Annotated in this window: 14 protein-coding genes and 1 pseudogene; 2 read left to right on the forward strand and 13 right to left on the reverse strand. The window is 38.9% G+C overall.

The window, feature by feature from the left end:
* Positions 1 to 222, forward strand: a pseudogene (locus AC3WJG_RS23090) (hypothetical protein); the annotation flags it as partial.
* Positions 223 to 262: 40 nt separating this feature from the next.
* Here AC3WJG_RS23090 and AC3WJG_RS23095 read toward each other — a convergent pair.
* From AC3WJG_RS23095 to AC3WJG_RS23110, 4 genes are all read right to left on the reverse strand, one after another.
* Complete coding sequence (locus AC3WJG_RS23095) at positions 263 to 1483, reverse strand: multidrug effflux MFS transporter (protein WP_337134554.1); 1221 nt, start codon at positions 1481 to 1483, stop codon at positions 263 to 265.
* 67 nt (positions 1484 to 1550) lie between these two features.
* The gene (locus AC3WJG_RS23100) at positions 1551 to 2372 is read right to left on the reverse strand and encodes a MerR family transcriptional regulator (protein WP_252124013.1); all 822 of its coding nucleotides are present in this window, start codon (positions 2370 to 2372) and stop codon (positions 1551 to 1553) included.
* 63 nt (positions 2373 to 2435) lie between these two features.
* On the reverse strand, positions 2436 to 3449 hold the full coding sequence (locus AC3WJG_RS23105) for a nitronate monooxygenase (RefSeq protein WP_492588621.1): 1014 nt from the start codon (positions 3447 to 3449) through the stop codon (positions 2436 to 2438).
* 251 nt (positions 3450 to 3700) lie between these two features.
* Positions 3701 to 4765 (reverse strand): lactonase family protein, encoded by a 1065-nt coding sequence (locus tag AC3WJG_RS23110; RefSeq protein WP_337134553.1) that lies wholly within the window; start codon positions 4763 to 4765, stop codon positions 3701 to 3703.
* 333 nt (positions 4766 to 5098) lie between these two features.
* Between AC3WJG_RS23110 and map the strand changes: the two genes are divergently transcribed.
* Positions 5099 to 5845, forward strand: coding sequence for a type I methionyl aminopeptidase (gene map / locus AC3WJG_RS23115; RefSeq protein ID WP_025752900.1), 747 nt, complete (start codon positions 5099 to 5101; stop codon positions 5843 to 5845).
* Between the two features lie 27 nt (positions 5846 to 5872).
* Here the strand turns inward: map and AC3WJG_RS23120 are convergent, their stop codons facing one another.
* The 9 genes from AC3WJG_RS23120 to AC3WJG_RS23160 form a co-directional block, all read right to left on the reverse strand.
* On the reverse strand, positions 5873 to 7678 hold the full coding sequence (locus AC3WJG_RS23120; protein ID WP_098433735.1) for an ATP-binding protein: 1806 nt from the start codon (positions 7676 to 7678) through the stop codon (positions 5873 to 5875).
* A gap of 23 nt (positions 7679 to 7701) precedes the next feature.
* A complete protein-coding gene (locus AC3WJG_RS23125) occupies positions 7702 to 8685 on the reverse strand; it encodes a BMP family ABC transporter substrate-binding protein (protein ID WP_098334526.1) in 984 nt (327 codons plus the stop codon).
* A 171-nt stretch (positions 8686 to 8856) separates the two neighbouring features.
* Complete coding sequence (locus tag AC3WJG_RS23130; RefSeq protein ID WP_013055062.1) at positions 8857 to 9087, reverse strand: helix-turn-helix domain-containing protein; 231 nt, start codon at positions 9085 to 9087, stop codon at positions 8857 to 8859.
* 13 nt (positions 9088 to 9100) lie between these two features.
* The gene (locus tag AC3WJG_RS23135) at positions 9101 to 11839 is read right to left on the reverse strand and encodes a GTPase domain-containing protein (protein ID WP_253352055.1); all 2739 of its coding nucleotides are present in this window, start codon (positions 11837 to 11839) and stop codon (positions 9101 to 9103) included.
* Positions 11840 to 12034: 195 nt separating this feature from the next.
* The gene (locus tag AC3WJG_RS23140; RefSeq protein ID WP_013055060.1) at positions 12035 to 12850 is read right to left on the reverse strand and encodes a YitT family protein; all 816 of its coding nucleotides are present in this window, start codon (positions 12848 to 12850) and stop codon (positions 12035 to 12037) included.
* A gap of 265 nt (positions 12851 to 13115) precedes the next feature.
* On the reverse strand, positions 13116 to 13289 hold the full coding sequence (locus AC3WJG_RS23145) for a hypothetical protein (RefSeq protein ID WP_165635405.1): 174 nt from the start codon (positions 13287 to 13289) through the stop codon (positions 13116 to 13118).
* A gap of 448 nt (positions 13290 to 13737) precedes the next feature.
* Positions 13738 to 13869: a hypothetical protein gene (locus AC3WJG_RS23150; protein ID WP_258006085.1), complete on the reverse strand. Its 132-nt coding sequence runs from the start codon at positions 13867 to 13869 to the stop codon at positions 13738 to 13740.
* A 164-nt stretch (positions 13870 to 14033) separates the two neighbouring features.
* Positions 14034 to 15407 carry a 23S rRNA (uracil(1939)-C(5))-methyltransferase RlmD gene (gene rlmD, locus AC3WJG_RS23155; RefSeq protein ID WP_013081455.1) on the reverse strand — a complete coding sequence of 458 codons (1374 nt, stop codon included), beginning with the start codon at positions 15405 to 15407 and terminating at the stop codon, positions 14034 to 14036.
* Between the two features lie 95 nt (positions 15408 to 15502).
* Positions 15503 to 16435, reverse strand: coding sequence for a diacylglycerol kinase (locus tag AC3WJG_RS23160; RefSeq protein ID WP_098332816.1), 933 nt, complete (start codon positions 16433 to 16435; stop codon positions 15503 to 15505).
* Positions 16436 to 16645: the final 210 nt, after the last annotated feature.

The following is a 16645-nucleotide window of genomic DNA, read 5'->3' on the forward strand; positions in this document are numbered from 1 at the left end:
ATTATGGATCAGCTGCGCGACGGCACCCTGACTAAAGAACAAGCGGAAGCCAAATTAAAAGAACTGGGCGTGAATTTCCCTGCTAAAAAGAAAGATTTTCTAAGCGGGGTAGATGCTGAAACAAAAGCGAAAGCTGAAAGCATTTTGGAAAATGCAAAAAAAGAAATTCAAAAGCTTGGCGTTACAATGCCGTTTGAAAATCACGAGCACAAAGCTCAATAATTTAAAAAGCTACTTGGCTGTTGAAAGCCAAGTAGCTTTTTTATGATCCAGTTTTCCTTCTCACTAACGTCATGTACACACCTAATGCTAATAAATCACAAACCATAATCACAATGCCCATCGGCAGAGCATTTTGCCCTCCTCCAAGACCAACAAGAGGAGCTACGGCTGCTCCGAGCAAAAACGGAAGCAACCCTAGAAGCGCTGAAGCACTTCCCGCGTTCGAAGCTTGATTTTCCATAGCGAGTGAAAAAACGGTTGTGTTCACAATTCCTACGCTCGATACTACAAAGAAAAGCAAGATGCAAACCGAAATAACGGACATGTGAGTAGCAATCACGGCCACTAAAAGCACGCTTCCAACCGCTGCTTGAAGCAATCCATACATAAGAAGAGTAGCTTCTTTTACTTTACCCGCTAAACGTCCTGTCACTTGAGTAGCTATAATGAGCCCAAAACCGTTAATCGCAAAAACAAAGCTGAACATCTGCGGAGACAGGCCATAAATGTCTTGAAGGACAAATGTAGAACCTGAAATATAAGCAAACATGGCACTCATAATAAAACCTTGCGCCAGCGCATATCCCACGAAGACACCATCTTTTAGCAATACACCAAACGTACTCAGTACTTCTGTTAATCCGCCTTCTTTACGTCGTTCGAGCGGAAGCGTTTCTTTTAAACCAAATAAAACGGCAAAAAACATTAGTGCACCAATCACTGCTAGCACACCAAATACTCCTCGCCACGACATAACCGTCAGCAGCTGTCCACCAGCAACCGGAGCTAAAATAGGAGCTAATCCATTTACAAGCATGAGCATGGAGAAAAACTTTGTTAAATCCGAACCTGAAAACAAGTCTCGCACGCTCGCTCTTGAAATAACCATTCCTGCTGCTCCTGCCATACCTTGAATGAATCGCAAAACGATAAAAATCCAAATAGACGGTGCAAACACGCATAAAACAGATGCAACTGCATAGGTGATTAATGCTGCTACAAGCGGCTTTTTTCTTCCGCGAATATCACTGAATGGACCCATGACCACTTGCCCAAATGCTAAGCCCAATAAGCAAGCTGTCAGGCTGACCTGCGCTAAAGAAGCGGAAGTATGCAATTCTTTCGCAAGCGTCGGCAGCGCTGGCAAATACATATCAATTGATAATGGTCCAAATGCGCTTAGTGAACCCAAAATTAAAATAAATAAAATGCGATTTCCTCGGCTTAAAGACATTCCTTGGGAAATACTTTGCTGATTCATCTATTGTTGTCTCTCCCTTCAGCAGTTTTACAATAGTCTCATCTTAAACCCTCCAGCTACTGGATAGTCAAGACGTAATTCGAATTTGAATTTCCGTCAGCCGCTCTTCTTCATGATGAGAAATAAAGGAATCTACAATCCGCCGAATTAAGAAAGGACCTTCTGCTTTGTATCCTTCGGCTTCAATAAAGTTCAGTAACGCATCGTAATAGACTCCTGTGGTATCTCTCTTTTCTCTCATATAAATAGATGCGTAATCGCCTTCAGGTATTAACGTAACGAGTTCATGCTTAAAAGAAACATCGCTTTCGACCAATAAAAAAATGCCATCGTAATCTGTAAATTGTTGTTTTTTCGTGTTTTCTACCGATAACATAAATCCTACTTTCCCAATCATAATCGGGGTAATATGGCTGATTTTCTTTTTTAAATCACGCAGAACACTTTCAGTCCCGTCTAACGTGCCTACCTCCGCTTTTACTTGAACAACCTCACGAGAAGAAAGGTGTTTGATGAACGGGGCTCCTATTTGGTTAATATGTCTCGTCTGTTCTAATTCCTTCATTCGAGTTGTTAACTGCGCATTCACTCTTTGAAGTTGACGAATTTTTTCTTTTGTTACCTGCTGATATTCCGCTAAAGTTTCAATAAATTCATCCAAGCTGCTGTGTTCCATCTTTCTTTTAATTTCTTTTAACGGAACTCCCATCAGCTTTAAATAGACAATGATATCTAATTTCTTAAATTGTTCTAACGTATAATATCGATAACCGGTTTGCGGATCAACTTCGTAAGGCTCGAACAGGCCAATTTCATCATAATAGCGAAGTGTTTTAACCGGAATATCATGCAGTCTGGCCATTTGTCCAATCGTAAATTTGTTTTGCACTATAAGTTCACCTTCTTTATGTAAAGCTGCTTGCGCTTAAAGCAAGCAACGCCTTAATTCTCATCATTCATTTAGTTCTTGTACAAGCTCTTCCACAATAAGATGTGCAGGGAGTTCTTTTGCCAGCGTAAATCCAGTTCCTGCCCACAAAGATGCATACTCTGGATTCTTCATTTGTGTAGCTTTTGAGCGAATAGGCTTTGTCATGTAATGAATATGAGGGTAGGCGGATGGTGCTGATTTATCATAGGAAATAAAAAAGGCATTCACAAATCCTCTAGCGCGTTTCCCTGTAAAAGCTCGGGTGACACCTGTTTCATTAAAACGCTTTTGAAGAATGAATTCTTTATGAAGAGCACTCGCTCCGCTTTCTGAACAACAAATAAAAGCCGTACCTAACTGAGCAGCAGAAGCTCCTTCTTGTAACACACGTTTAATGTCAGACCCCGTCATCAACCCTCCCGCAGCAATCAATGGGTTTTTGGTGATTGAGCGAACTTCTTTCAGCAACTTCATAAGCGGGTAATCCACCGAACTCTCTAAAAAAGTAGATCGATGGCCGCCGGCTTCAATGCCTTGCAAACATAGCGCATCCGCTCCTGCTTTCAAAGCCACTTCGGCTTCTTGAGGTGTTGTAATCGTAATGAAAACAAGGCTTCCAATTCCTTTTAAACTTGCTACAATCTCTCGATCCGGGCACCCAAATGTAAAGCTCACAGCAGGTACTCGATGTTTTTGAATGATGTCGAGCTTGGCACTCCATTCATCATCATCATTCTTTGGTATACCAACTTGACACTCCAAATATCCAGCTGCTTTTGACAGTTCTTTTTGATAACAATCAAGTGCATCAACTGCTACTTTTTCATTTGTCGGAACAAACAGATTCACTCCAAAAGGTTTTTTCGTAAGTGAGTGCATCTCTATAATTTCCTGCTCCAATTCACGCGCACTTTTATATCCCGCAGCTAAAAACCCTAGCCCTCCGCTATTAGATACTGCTGCAGCTAGTTTAGGCGTCGAAACTCCTCCTGCCATGGGAGCTTGTACAATTGGATACTCACATATATTTTCCACACTTATCACCTCAGCCTTTCATGCGTTCTCTCTTCATTCTACTATAATCCCAGAAAAAAAAGCCCTCCAAAAGGACTTTTCTTCCATATATAGATAGATTATAAATGATGCTAAGGAACGCACACTACCTGACTATTCCCTCAAAGATTCACCTATGCGGATGGCACTAACCCCGCAAGGGAAGTGACATCCGCTTAGATTTGAAAGCCAGACCTGATTGTTCTTTGATCAGGTCTGGTTTTCTACATCGATTACTTATAGTGGAGGAACTTTACGCATACAGCTTCTGGAACCGTAACGTTAGATTGAAGAAGCGTTAGCTTTCCACTTTCTTGGTCTCTTTCAAACAGCACCAAGTTTCCTGTTTCTTGATTAGACGCTACAATAAATTGTTCCGTTGGATCCAAAACAAAATCGCGCGGCCAGTCGCCTTCAGTACCTGTCCATTCTACGAATGTTAACTGTCCAGAATCCTGATCTACTTTGAATGTTGCAATCGAGTTATGTCCGCGGTTTCCTGCATAGACAAAGCGGCCATCTGAAGAAATATGGATCGCACTCCCTTGATTATTTTCTGTAAAATCAGCCGGGATCGCTAAAGTAGCTTGTTGTTGAGTAAAGCTTCCTTTGCTTTCGTCATAAGTTAAAAATAAAACTTCAGAGCTGAATTCTGTCATTGCATAGGTATAGCGGCCATTTGGATGGAACGTTAAATGTCTAGGGCCCGAACCAACAGATGTAGAAAGACTGTTGACTTCCTTCAATTTATTCTCTTCCACTTCATATGTCACGATTTCATCGATACCTAAGTCCACAACAGCCACGTGCTTTTCTCCAGGAGTAAAATCGGCATAGTGTACGTGTGGTTTTCCTTTTTGTCCTTTTTTGAGGTCTGAATGAGGATGTTCCACTACGGATGCTACATATTCAATTTCCCCTGTTTCTTCATTAACAGAATACGTCTCAACGCTCCCTTTATGAAAGTTAGCAGATAAAACAAGCGTATTATCTTCATTCACTGAAACATAGCAAGGAGGTGCGCCGTCTAGCAGCTGTTTGTTTACAAACTTTAGTTGCCCCGTGTTTGGATCAATCTTAAAAGCAGCTACTCCGCCTTTTTCTCCTTCTTTAATAACTGTATAAAGATGTTCGTTGTCTTTGCTTGCATTTAAGTATGTAGGATTTTCAATTTTAGCCACGGCTTTTACTTCTACAATCTTTTTAGCCTTTGTATCTAACGTAAATGTATAGACACCTTCACTGCCTGCTTTTGTATATGTACCTGCAAATCCAATAAATTTTCCATGTTCACTCATTTTCCTATACCCCTCCTAAAGAATTGTTTTGTTTCATTTATTTTACTATATCATACCGCATTTGTTATAGAGAATGCTCCAATTCAACGTTCATTTATCAGTTTTCCCTACATGCCTATCGTCAAACCCTTCCTTTTTAAGCCTGCATCTTGCATTTTCCTACCATTGGGCGTTATGATTAAGGATGATTTTATATCGCCCCATAGCAGACGGCTTCTGTATTTCTTGGATTTTCAAATAAAGAGAAATGAACTGATGAATAGTCGACTTTCATGGCTATAACCGCTGCCCAACTTTTTTCGTAAAGTTACATCAAAAAAGGAGTGAACAACAATGATCACATTAAAAAGTGAACGCGAAATTAATTTAATGCACGAAGCAGGTAAATTATTAGCTTCTTGTCATAAAGAAATCGCTAAAATGATCAAACCAGGCATAACAACAATGCAAATTGATAAATTTGTTGAAGAGTACTTAGCAAAGCACGGAGCAACACCGGAACAAAAAGGATACAAAGGATATCAATATGCAACGTGCGCTTCTTTAAATGATGAAATTTGCCACGGTTTTCCAACAACTAAACCGTTAAAAGACGGTGATATCGTAACCATTGATATGGTTGTAAATTTAAACGGAGGCTTAGCAGATTCAGCATGGACTCATACCGTTGGAGACATTTCAGACGAAGCACAGCGTCTAGTAGATGTTACATACGAAGCGCTTTTGAAAGGAATCGAGCAAGCACAGCCAGGAAATCGCACAGGTGACATCGGCCACGCTATTCAAAGCTATGTAGAAGGCGAAAAATTCTCTGTGGTACGCGACTTTACAGGACACGGAATTGGAAATACCATGCACGAAGCACCTACCATTCTTCACTACGGAAAAGCTGGCAAAGGTACACGTTTAAAAGAAGGCATGGTGATTACAATTGAGCCAATGGTAAACGCTGGTACATGGCATTCTAAAATGGATAAAAACGGTTGGACGGCTCGTACAACAGACGGTAAATTATCCGCTCAATTTGAACATACGCTTGCGATTACGAAAAACGGTCCTCTTATTTTAACAGCACATTAAAAAAACAGCCCTTTTGAGGCTGTTTTTTTAATGTAGAGGAAATTTAATAACAAAAACGGTGCCCCGGGAAGAAGTAGATAATAATTTAATCTGTCCTCCGTGGCTTTCTAGAATACGCTGAGCAATGGGCAGACCAAGACCTGTTCCGCTATCTTTTGAAGTGGAAAAAGGCTGGTACAGCGACTGCTGCATATGCAAAGGAATGCCTTTTCCAGTATCTTCAATGTATAGACAGTAGCTATCTTCATGAACCTGCGAGTAGATTGTAATGACTCCTTCTCCATCCATGGCTTCCATACTGTTTCGAATTAAATTATGAAGAACTTGTTTGATTTGTTTTTCATCTACCTTTAGTATATGCGGCTGCAGTTTCACATCGAAGATAAGCTTATCTTTTTCTGTAAATTTGCTTGAGTGAGTAATCAAAGGCAATAGCTCATTAATAATCTCCTGCATGCTGACTTTTTTCATCACCGGAGTCCCTGGTTTTGATAACAACAGCATTTCTTCAATGATGTAATTAATCCTCTCTAGCTCTTTCATAAGCAGAGGCAGGTAAAAACGCTTTTTCTCCTCATCAGAAAGAGACTGATTCATAAGAGATATAAATCCATGAATCACGGCAAGAGGATTACGAATCTCATGAGCAGCTCCGGCTGCCACTTCTCCAACCAGGGCAAGTTTCTCAGACTGATGCATTCGCTTTTCTAATTCTTCGGTATCCGATATATCAATGAAATAAAAAATCCTTCCAATGCTCTCGTTCTTCTCGTTAAACAGCTGCGTTTGAGAGGCTAAAAAGCAATAGCACGTCTTTTTTGTTCCAAATAATACTTTTTTATTTTCGTGAATTTCTCCCGAATTCAACATTCTCCAAAACTCAGTATTATATTCAGGACATTCCTCCATGTACCCGCAAATATCCTTTTCATCGAGATCTAAAAACTGCTTTGCTGAGGTATTGGCAAATATACTATTTGTCTCATCTTCCATTGTAATAATTCCAACAGGCAGTGAATTTAAGATCTGCTGGCGATACGCTTTATCTTTAATAATTTTCCAAAATGAATCTTCTAAACTAACCGACATTTGATTGATAGAAGCCGAAAGCTGCTTCAGCTCAATTTGCTTTGTGTCTTGAAGAACAAGACCGTATTCTCCGTCTGCAATGTCATTCACTTTTTCAATCATTTGTTCAATTGGTTTCGTAAGACTCGCACTCATGCGATATGAAGCATAGAGAGAAGCCACAATAGCACTTACTGTTAAAATTAATAATAAAATTAATGAATCCTTAATAATGACAGACAGTGTATCTGATAGTGTATCAAGTGAATCAACCGTCTCCTCTTTTGAACTATTAATATCTTTTTTTATCTGATGCAAATCCGGCAAATAATTTCCCTTAAGATACTCTTTCGCTCCCTCTATATCTCCATACTTCAGCAGTCCTTGCACGTTATTAGAGATCTTAAAATCCAGCAGCTCAATTTTTTCTTTCAGTGGAATCAACGATTTTGGCACAGGCTGCTTATATCTTTCATTATTTTCGATAACTCGTGTATCATATGATTGATATTCTTCTATCAAAGAGACAGTGGGGTTCTTTAGATTATTTTTCACAATGTATTCTTTTATGTTCAGCTGCTCTTCCCAATAAGAAAGCCACACCATTTGAGGAACATCTTCATCTTTAATTTCGTTGCTTACATGATTCATTTTATCAACGGCATGCACTAAAACTAAAGAGAACCCGCTTAACATGAATGTAATCAAAAGAAGAATCGTTAATATTTGGCTACGGAATGACATGTTGCGAAATAATTGATTCATAATCATCTCTTTCTTTTTCATAGTTACTTCGGCTGTGTAGACATTCTAACTTTCGAATATAAAATTTGTTTTTCCCGTTTACTGTACATCGGTCCAAAAGGCGCAAGCTTATAAACACCGTCCCTGGCGTCAAGTTTAACTTCTCCAATTGGAAGACCCTTTTTACTGAAATAGTCTTTCATAATCACGTTGTAAGCTTGAGGAACATCATTGATCACACTTGTTAAAATAACAGACCTACCCATGTACGCCTGATCATCTAAATATCCTATTACGTACATTCCTTGTACTTTCGCTTCTTGAATAACTTCTTGATTATACGAATTTCCTTTAGCATAGACGATATCGACGCCTTCATCTTTTAACTCACGGAGCAGCTTTACTGCTTTTGCTCCATCGTCTCGGCTGTTTACAACTCGATAATAAAAAGCAATCGATGGATTATACGCTTTGATTCCTTGTTCAAATCCTAGATTCTTTTCTTTGGCAAATGTATCAATTAATCCAATTTTTTTCGTTTGTGTCTTCATGGCAGCTGCCGTACCTGCCAGATACTCTATTTTGGTTTGATCAAATGTATATACCGTTTGGTTTTTATAAGTTGAAGTACCGTGAATGGTGACGAAATGAACATGAGGATACTTAGGAGCGAGTTCTGTAAAAACGGTAGAAAATTCTCTTCCATGTCCAATTACGACTTTTGTTCCATTTTGAATAACTTTTTCAGCAGCTTCCTTCATTTTTTGGTTCGTATTTACTTCGCTAATAACTTGAGCCGAAACGGGGTACTTCTGCTCGATGTTGATTTTTCCTTTATAAGCTAGACTGCCCCAGCTTTGATCTGTCAGTACATCAGAGGTGAGAATTGCAACGCTTGTGTTTTCTACTTTTTTTGTCGTTTGCTGACTTATAATCCCTTGTGTTTTCGAAACAATAATAATTAAAAACGAAGCGACAACAATCAGGGCAAGCAATAAAATCAGCCTTAACTGTCTTGATCGTTGCATAGACCTTCTCCTTTTTGTTTAGCATACTTTCATTATATAAAAAAAGCATCTAAAAAGACTACATCTTTAACGAAATTCCAACTTTTTTCGACATTTCTTTCATATCTTACCTTTTTTAACACTTTCACACCAAAAGAAAAAGCAGAAAACATCTGTTTTCTGCTTCTGCCTTCAATCTTCATCTTTTACGTCCATATCTTCAGGGATTGGCTCATTTAGGTATTCTTCAATTTGTTTTTTGTACTTTTCCATTTGCTCTAAATGAGTGTTAAACTGCTCTTTATTTAATAAGTAGTTTTCACCATCAAATATAGCCCGTACTTTTCCTTCTTGAATCAATTTCTGTACATATTCTTCAGGAAAAGATAGATACTCTGCTGCTTCTTTTATCGTTAAATACATCCTGCTCCACCTTTTATACGTTATATTGTACTTCTTCTGTAGCTTTAACCATTAACTCATACTGACGCAAGCGAAGCTGGAATAATGTTAACGGATCATAGTAAGCTTCAGGATTGGCTTTCATATGACTTAACACGTCTTGATTTTCATTAATATGCGCCTGTGTTTCTTCAATCGTTTCTTTTAAAACCTCTTTTGGCTTTTCAAAGAATAGTTCAATATCAACTTCTAAATTTTTCTCAAATAAATTAAATTGCATAAAAAACTTTGCCAGCATAGATTCTGTGATATCTTGATAGTCTTGACTTTCAATGTACTTTTTATATTGATTATAAAGCAGCGTTTGATTTTGAAGAATGGAAGAAAACAGCTTTCCTGCTCCTTTTAACAAGAGCTGCGTTGGATTAACGCGAAGTAAAATATTTTCCTCATCCAGCTGAACCCGATTAGCCATCCGATTAACGTCGCGACGCCAGTCATCCAGCACTTTAAAATCGCAGGCCAACGTTAATCTTTGCTCATTGTACATCTTATTTAATGACTCTGCTACTTCTTCAATATCTACTTGACTCGCAATCAGCTCTTCATTTGATGTGGCAATCCAGTCCTTTAAAGAAATGCGGAACTTAGGTAGGACATCTTGCTGCAAGTGCTCTTCCACGCGCATATTCATTTGTTTATTCAGCTCAATATGAACCGTGCTAAAATCACTGTCTTCCTTCACTAGTTCTGAAGACTTTTTGAGTAAACGAGGAATTTTATTTTTTAACTTTTTGCTAATATCCTCTTTGATGCCGTGATAAGCCGAAACAATACTACTCGCTTTTTCTTGTTCTAAGTCATCTACTCGATGCAAGAAGCCATTTAATCGTACAAGCATATCTTCGTTCCATTTAATGCTTTCAATCAAATGATTTTCTGTTTGATTTCTCTTCTCCACTAAGCCCTTTAGCATGCTTTGAATAAAGAACAGCAGTCTGCGCGCACGCTCTTCTACTCCAACGTTGTTTGGATCGTAATAGAAATTAGCTTTAATAAACTGAGCCAAGTCTCCGTGGTGCTGACTCGATACGTAGTGAGGCGTATAGGCTAATACATGCGCCTGCGGGAAATCAGCTCCAATGCTTGCCTCAAATTCTTTTGTAATTCGCTCAATCGTTGCTTGATTATAAAGACTGTCCATATTGTTGATGACAAAATGAACTGGCGTATTTGGCGCATATTCTTTAATATCCAGCAATAATTCTCTTTCTTCGTCAAGCAGCGATTCTTTTGCATCAAGCACAAACAGTAAACCATCTGCTAAAGGAGCATATTTAAATGCATCCTGCTCACGCGCCTCTTGTTCTGTAAAGCTTGGCGTAACAATGCATGAACAATTATGTTTATCAAGGAACGCAAAAGGTTTTTTCACTTCTACAAGCGCCTTGTGAGGAGATTGCTCGGCTCCGTCAATCGTTTCCATCGGAGTGATTTCTTGATCAGCGATTTGCTGGATAGATTCTTCTTCATCATGAATGAACACAAAGGTTGTTTCGTGATTTTGCGGTACCTTTTCTTCTGTAATCGATCCCACAAATGAAGACGTTGCAGCATTTGTTCCTGTAATTAATAAGTGTGTCGTATGAGCATCTAATAAAAAGTCTACCCACCATTTAAAGGTGTGCCCCACTTCTAAACCATTTTCATTAGCCCATTTAATAATGCCATGGCAAAGCTTGTAGTGATATTCAAGACCATCAATGTCGTTACGCGCCTCAAAAATTAATCTGCCTGCATTTTCGATTGTAATGGTATCAATAGTTGACGGAAACTTTTCATTCCATGAAAGCACGGCCGCAGACGGAAATAACGCACGTGACTTATTAGTAATTTTAAGCCAGTTTGTTAATACGTTCGGAATGACTTCATGCAATTCCTTTACAGAATGATCACTTTCCATTAAGTCAGTGTACGTCTCTTGATAAAGAGTTGAAATCTCTTGCCAATAATCATAGAGGCCCACTTCAATATTCAAGAAAATATCATTGATGGTTTTAATCCAAGCAAGATAAGGAGGCTGACTCTTATATTGTTTCCATAAAGCTGAGACAAGCTGTTTGAAATATACTTGATCCACTTTGTAAAATGAAATCATCACTTGATAAAAATAGTTAGGGATAAAATTTGCTGTATATCCTTTATCTACGTAAGTCTTTAATACCGCAAACCAATTTAACGATTCCGTTCGAATACACTCATCTACCGCAAGCTCTACTGCGCTGTTAAAGTCTTCTTGCTCTTCATAAAATCTGCGTGCAATCGCCGTGACGTTTGGATAATCCGGCTGAGAAGCAACCAGCTCGTTAATGACTTCATAAGCTCGTTCAATATTGTTATGGTCCGTATACAGCGAAAACAGCTTTAGCGCTATTTCAGCTTTTAATACTTTTGAATCCGTTTCGATGGATAGGTAAAGCTCTTCAGCTAGCGTAGACAACCCCAATTCATAATGCGCGTCGGCCGTATTTTTCTTCGCCCACAGCTTAAATTCACCATTTACATTCTCCCACTTAAAAATCGCAGACTCAAAATCTTGATTATGGAAGTACACTTCTCCCTGTGCTAAGCGAACGAGCGATAAGTCGTACCACTCTTTTTGCTGCTCTTCGTAATAAGCTTGTCCAAGGACCTTTACAGGCGGCTGATTTTCATTTTCTTGCATAAACGTTTCATAATATTTCTTTTTCGTTAACTGATATTCTACCGTCATATAGTCTCTCCTTTTTGATGTCAATATTTTATGTACTCTATCAAATTCCCTTTTTTATACTTTTCATACACGATATTTTCTTACTCATATTTTACGCAAAAAAAGCCTCAAGAACTACTCTTAAGGCTTTTTTTATAACTTTTATACTATAAAAATGGCTATTTATCATAAATGGGCGCTGAAATAACAAATATATTAATAGGCATCCCGTCGAAACAGCCCCATTACTTCTACCGTTTCCGTAATATTTACGAAAGCTTCAGGATCCACGGATTGAATTAACTGCTTGAGGTTTGCAAGCTCATAGCGTGAAATCACCGTCATTAATATTTTACGGTCTTCTCTTGAATAAGCTCCTTCACCGTTCATTAACGTCACGCCGCGCACCAAATTCGTAAGAAGCTGCTGCTTCATTTCTTCGCCTTTTCTCGTAATAATGGTTAACGTGAGCTTAATGTGGCGAGTATGAATCGCATCCACTACTTTTCCTGTGACGAAAATCGAAAGCATCGTATATAAAGCCGCGTCCCAATTCACAAAGAAACCTGAAACAAATACAACCACGGCATTCATCGCTGATAATATAGCGCCAAGAGGAAATTCTTTTTTATGCGTAAGAAGCATCGCAATAATATCAAATCCACCTGTCGAAGCTGATTGACGAAAAACAAACCCTACGCCAATTCCAGTTAAAACTCCTCCAAAAACAGCTGACAGAATAGGATCTGTACTAACAGCTCTCAAGGGAATCACGTATAAAGCAATTGATAAAGCCACAACGGACAGCAGCGTATGTAAGACAAACCGCTTTCCTAACTTCATAAAACCAATAATTAAAAGGGGTAAATTCAACAAAAAATTCATTGTTCCCGTGCTTGCAGGCGTTAAAATTCCTATAATCATAGCAATACCGCTAATACCGCTGCTTAGCACTTTATGGGGGATTAAAAACCAATTGTATGCAAATCCAATTAACACAGAACCTGCTATAATAGCAATTGCTCTATACATGATGTCCCTTCACCTCTTACCACAAATATAATGTTTTCATTTATTGCTTCTTTATTATAATTCCTAAAATATTGAAAACCTTAAAAAAAGTATATTCAGAAATTTGCTGTGTTGTTGGGGTGGACAAATGGCAAAATAAAACGGACATACAAGCGGATAATGCTTTTATATCAAGCTTTTGCTGCTTTTGTTATAGAAATGCTGCCTTTACCTTTTCTGTACTTATTTAACCTAAAAGAGGTTGAGACATCATAATGAAATGAATCTAATTTAAAGGCGAACAACTAGTATAGATGAGCTTGTATGGAACCGCAGTTGATTTCCGTGCAAGACTTCGCTTTCCGCGGGCGGCCGCTGAGCCTCCTCGTCGCTTGCGCTCCTGCGGGGTCTCACCTGTTCCGCTTTTCCCGCAGGAGTCTTCGCCTTGCCCTCCAATCAACTGCTAGAAGGAACGAAACAGACGACACTTATTTGCTATAACAAAAAAATAAACCACGAATCAAACATGTTGATTAATGGTTCGTTTTTTACTTGGGTTAAAATACTTTTGTCCCCGCCTCTTGATGGAAAGTTATTTTAATTTTATTCTTCCTCATATAGAGCATTAATGAATTCTTCAAATGAATGGGCGACGAAAAAAATACCGCTTTCAGGATTCTCGTATGCTAGTTCATGATCTATAAAAACGATAATAGGCGCTGAGAGTTAGAACGGTAGTCAAAACATACATGATTATCCGCTATGTCATCTCGAAATGGGTAAATAACATCAACTAGCTGGTAATTAAGATCATGATACACGTTTAAAATGTAATCCTTCTTCTCTTGATTAAAACTTAGTAAGTGGTAAAAAGAACATTCTCTCTTTCCAATATCAAATCCATCAGCTCAAGGTTCTCCACCATGATACTTTGTTACACATTCAACAAAGTTCATTGGAAATAATACATCCCCTGCTTTTTCTACACCTAAAATGGTTTCTAAACTTACCTCTTTTTCATCCGTTTCCCACGTAATCAATTTGCTGCCTTATGTATATTTAGGAATCTTTTTACTCCCATTTATAATTGCTTTTATTTGTTTCTCTATAAATTTTTTAGCATATTCCGTACTGTATTAAAAATAAAAGCCAATATAAAACACCACTACCATTCCTAATGATAGTGGTGTTTCGAACAAGTTTCTTATTTTAATGTAAGCACCGCCACATTCTCCACATGCGTCGTATGCGGAAACATATCAACAGGCTGAACTTCAACCGTCTCATATCCGCCTTTTTCTAAAATAGCTAGGTCACGTGCTAGAGTTGCTGGTCCGCATGAAACATAGACAACTTTTTTCGGCTTCATGTCAATGATGGTATTCAAAAGAGCTTCGTCGCATCCTTTTCGCGGCGGATCTACGACGATGACGTCCGCTTTGATGCCTTGTTTGTACCAGTTTGGAATGACGACTTCTGCTTCGCCTACTTCAAATTCAGCGTTGTGAATACCGTTTAGCTCAGCGTTGCGCTTTGCATCTTCAATCGCTTCAGGCACGATTTCAACGCCATATACTTTTTTCGCTTTTTGAGCGAGAAATAACGAGATTGTTCCGATTCCACAGTAGGCGTCAATGACCGTTTCTTCTCCTGTTAAATCTGCATACTCAAGCGCTTTGTCATAAAGCACTTTCGTTTGCTCAGGGTTTACTTGGTAAAATGATTTTGCTGAAATGGCAAATTTAACGTCGCCGATATAGTCGTAAATATATTCTTCTCCCCAAAGTACGTTCGTTTGGTTCCCTAAAATGACGTTTGTGCGCTTGCTGTTTACGTTTTGAACAATTGATTTCACGTTCGGCACGGCTTCGATAATATCTTCTATAATACGCTTTTTGTTTGGCAGCTCAGCTGTACGAGTTACAATGACAACCATAATTTCACCCGTTACAAGTCCGTAGCGCGCCATGATATGACGGAGCGATCCTTTATGCTTTTGTTCTTGATAAGCAGAAACGCCATGCTTTTCACAGATTGATTTGACAGCTTGAACAACATCATCATTTGCCTGCTGCTGAATCAAACAGGCATCCATGTTAATGATGTCGTGGCTTCGCTGCTGATAAAATCCAGCGACCAAACCGCCTTCTCGTTCTGCTACGGGAACTTGAGCTTTGTTTCGATAGCGCCAAGGATCGTTCATTCCTAGCGTCGAATGTACCGGAACGTCAGGCAAATGGCCAATTCGCGCCATGACGTCTTTTACTTGCTTTTGTTTAAATTGCAGCTGTCCTTCATAGCTTACATGCTGCAACTGACAGCCTCCGCACTGCTTGTAGACCGGACAGGGTGCTTCAACACGCTGCTCACTAATGGTATGGTGCTTGATAAGCTTGCCAAACGCATAGCCTTTTTTTACTTTAATGACTTTTACTTGGCCGCTTTCGCCGGGCAGCGCATTTTGAACAAAAATAGGAAATCCGTTCACTTTCGCTACACCCGCTCCGTCATGCGTTAAATCTTCAAACGCAACATCTATATATTCATTTTTTTCTACAGGTGGTTTTAATTTTTCCATTTATCGTTACATCCTTTTAGTCATTTAAAAATGCTGAACTGATTGTACCATAAGAGCGAAAGCCAAACAAAGAAAAGCATGAAAAAAGATCGCAATTAGGCGATCTCATTTTTTTCCATCAATTCAGCTGTTGCTTTTGGAACAAAGATTTCTACATGGCGATATAAGTTTACAAATTCCCCAGGCAATAACCCTCCGTACTCGCCATCTAGATTTAGCTGCATTTTATCATTTGTATGAATTTTAACACGGTTTGCTTTTGTATAAATAATATGAGGATCATTGATATGTTCTCCTCGCAGCGCAAGTGTCGCAATTCGAATAAATTCAGCTAAATTTGCTTTCTTTAAAATAATTAAATCAAACATGCCGTCATCTAAAGAAGAATCTGGTGCCAGCTTTTCAAAACCGCCGACTGAGTTCGTTAAGGAAACGAGGAAGAACATAATCTCGCCGCCAAAGAATTTTCCGTCATACTCAATTTCAACAGATGTTGGTTTAATAGAAGGAAGCATTTCCATGCCTTTTAAATAGTAAGCTAGCTGTCCAAGCATTGTTTTTAACTTGCTTGGCACTTCATATGTTAGTTCAGTTAAACGGCCGCCTCCGGCGATATTTACAAAGTAATGCGTTTCTCCGTCGTTTGTTACACAGCCTAAATCAATTGGCTTTGTTATGCCCTCTACAATGACATCAATAGCGCCTTCAATCGTACGCGGCACATTAATGGCACGAGCAAAGTCATTGGTTGTTCCAACAGGAATAATACCTAGCTGCGGACGATAGTCTTGTCCAGCGATACCATTTACGACTTCATTGATGGTACCGTCTCCACCAGCTGCGATTACAACGTCAAAGCGACGTTCTACTGCTACTTTAGCAGCTTCTGTTGCATCACCAGCGCAAGTTGTAGCATGACAAGATGTTTCATAGCCTGCTTGCTCTAGCTTTTGCAAAACTTCCGGTAAGTTTTTCTTAAAAATTTCACGGCCCGATGTCGGGTTATAAATAATTCTCGCTCTTTTCATATTCATCATCCTAATAATGATAATTTGTCACAAATCTTTGCCTACTTTTATCAGTGAAAGAATGCCCCCTCACATTACATCATCAACAAGAGGGGGCATGAACAAACATATTATAAAGAAATTAACCTTGATATACAATATTCACGTTTCGGTTTTTATTCATACCTTCAGCGCGATCGCCCTTACTCATAATAAATGTGAGATGGAAAC

Source organism: Priestia sp. FW507-14D1A (genome assembly GCF_058781295.1).

Bases quoted from the DNA above. Each gene is read 5' to 3' on its own strand.
- AC3WJG_RS23110 (WP_337134553.1), bottom strand. From the start codon at position 4,765: ATGAGTGAACATGGAAAATTTATTGGATTTGCAGGTACATATACAAAA.
- AC3WJG_RS23160 (WP_098332816.1), bottom strand. From the start codon at position 16,435: ATGAAAAGAGCGAGAATTATTTATAACCCGACATCGGGCCGTGAAATT.
- AC3WJG_RS23135 (WP_253352055.1), bottom strand. From the start codon at position 11,839: ATGACGGTAGAATATCAGTTAACGAAAAAGAAATATTATGAAACGTTT.
- AC3WJG_RS23140 (WP_013055060.1), bottom strand. From the start codon at position 12,850: ATGTATAGAGCAATTGCTATTATAGCAGGTTCTGTGTTAATTGGATTT.
- rlmD (WP_013081455.1), bottom strand. From the start codon at position 15,407: ATGGAAAAATTAAAACCACCTGTAGAAAAAAATGAATATATAGATGTT.
- AC3WJG_RS23125 (WP_098334526.1), bottom strand. From the start codon at position 8,685: ATGCAACGATCAAGACAGTTAAGGCTGATTTTATTGCTTGCCCTGATT.
- AC3WJG_RS23130 (WP_013055062.1), bottom strand. From the start codon at position 9,087: ATGTATTTAACGATAAAAGAAGCAGCAGAGTATCTATCTTTTCCTGAA.
- AC3WJG_RS23120 (WP_098433735.1), bottom strand. From the start codon at position 7,678: ATGAATCAATTATTTCGCAACATGTCATTCCGTAGCCAAATATTAACG.
- AC3WJG_RS23095 (WP_337134554.1), bottom strand. From the start codon at position 1,483: ATGAATCAGCAAAGTATTTCCCAAGGAATGTCTTTAAGCCGAGGAAAT.
- map (WP_025752900.1), top strand. From the start codon at position 5,099: ATGATCACATTAAAAAGTGAACGCGAAATTAATTTAATGCACGAAGCA.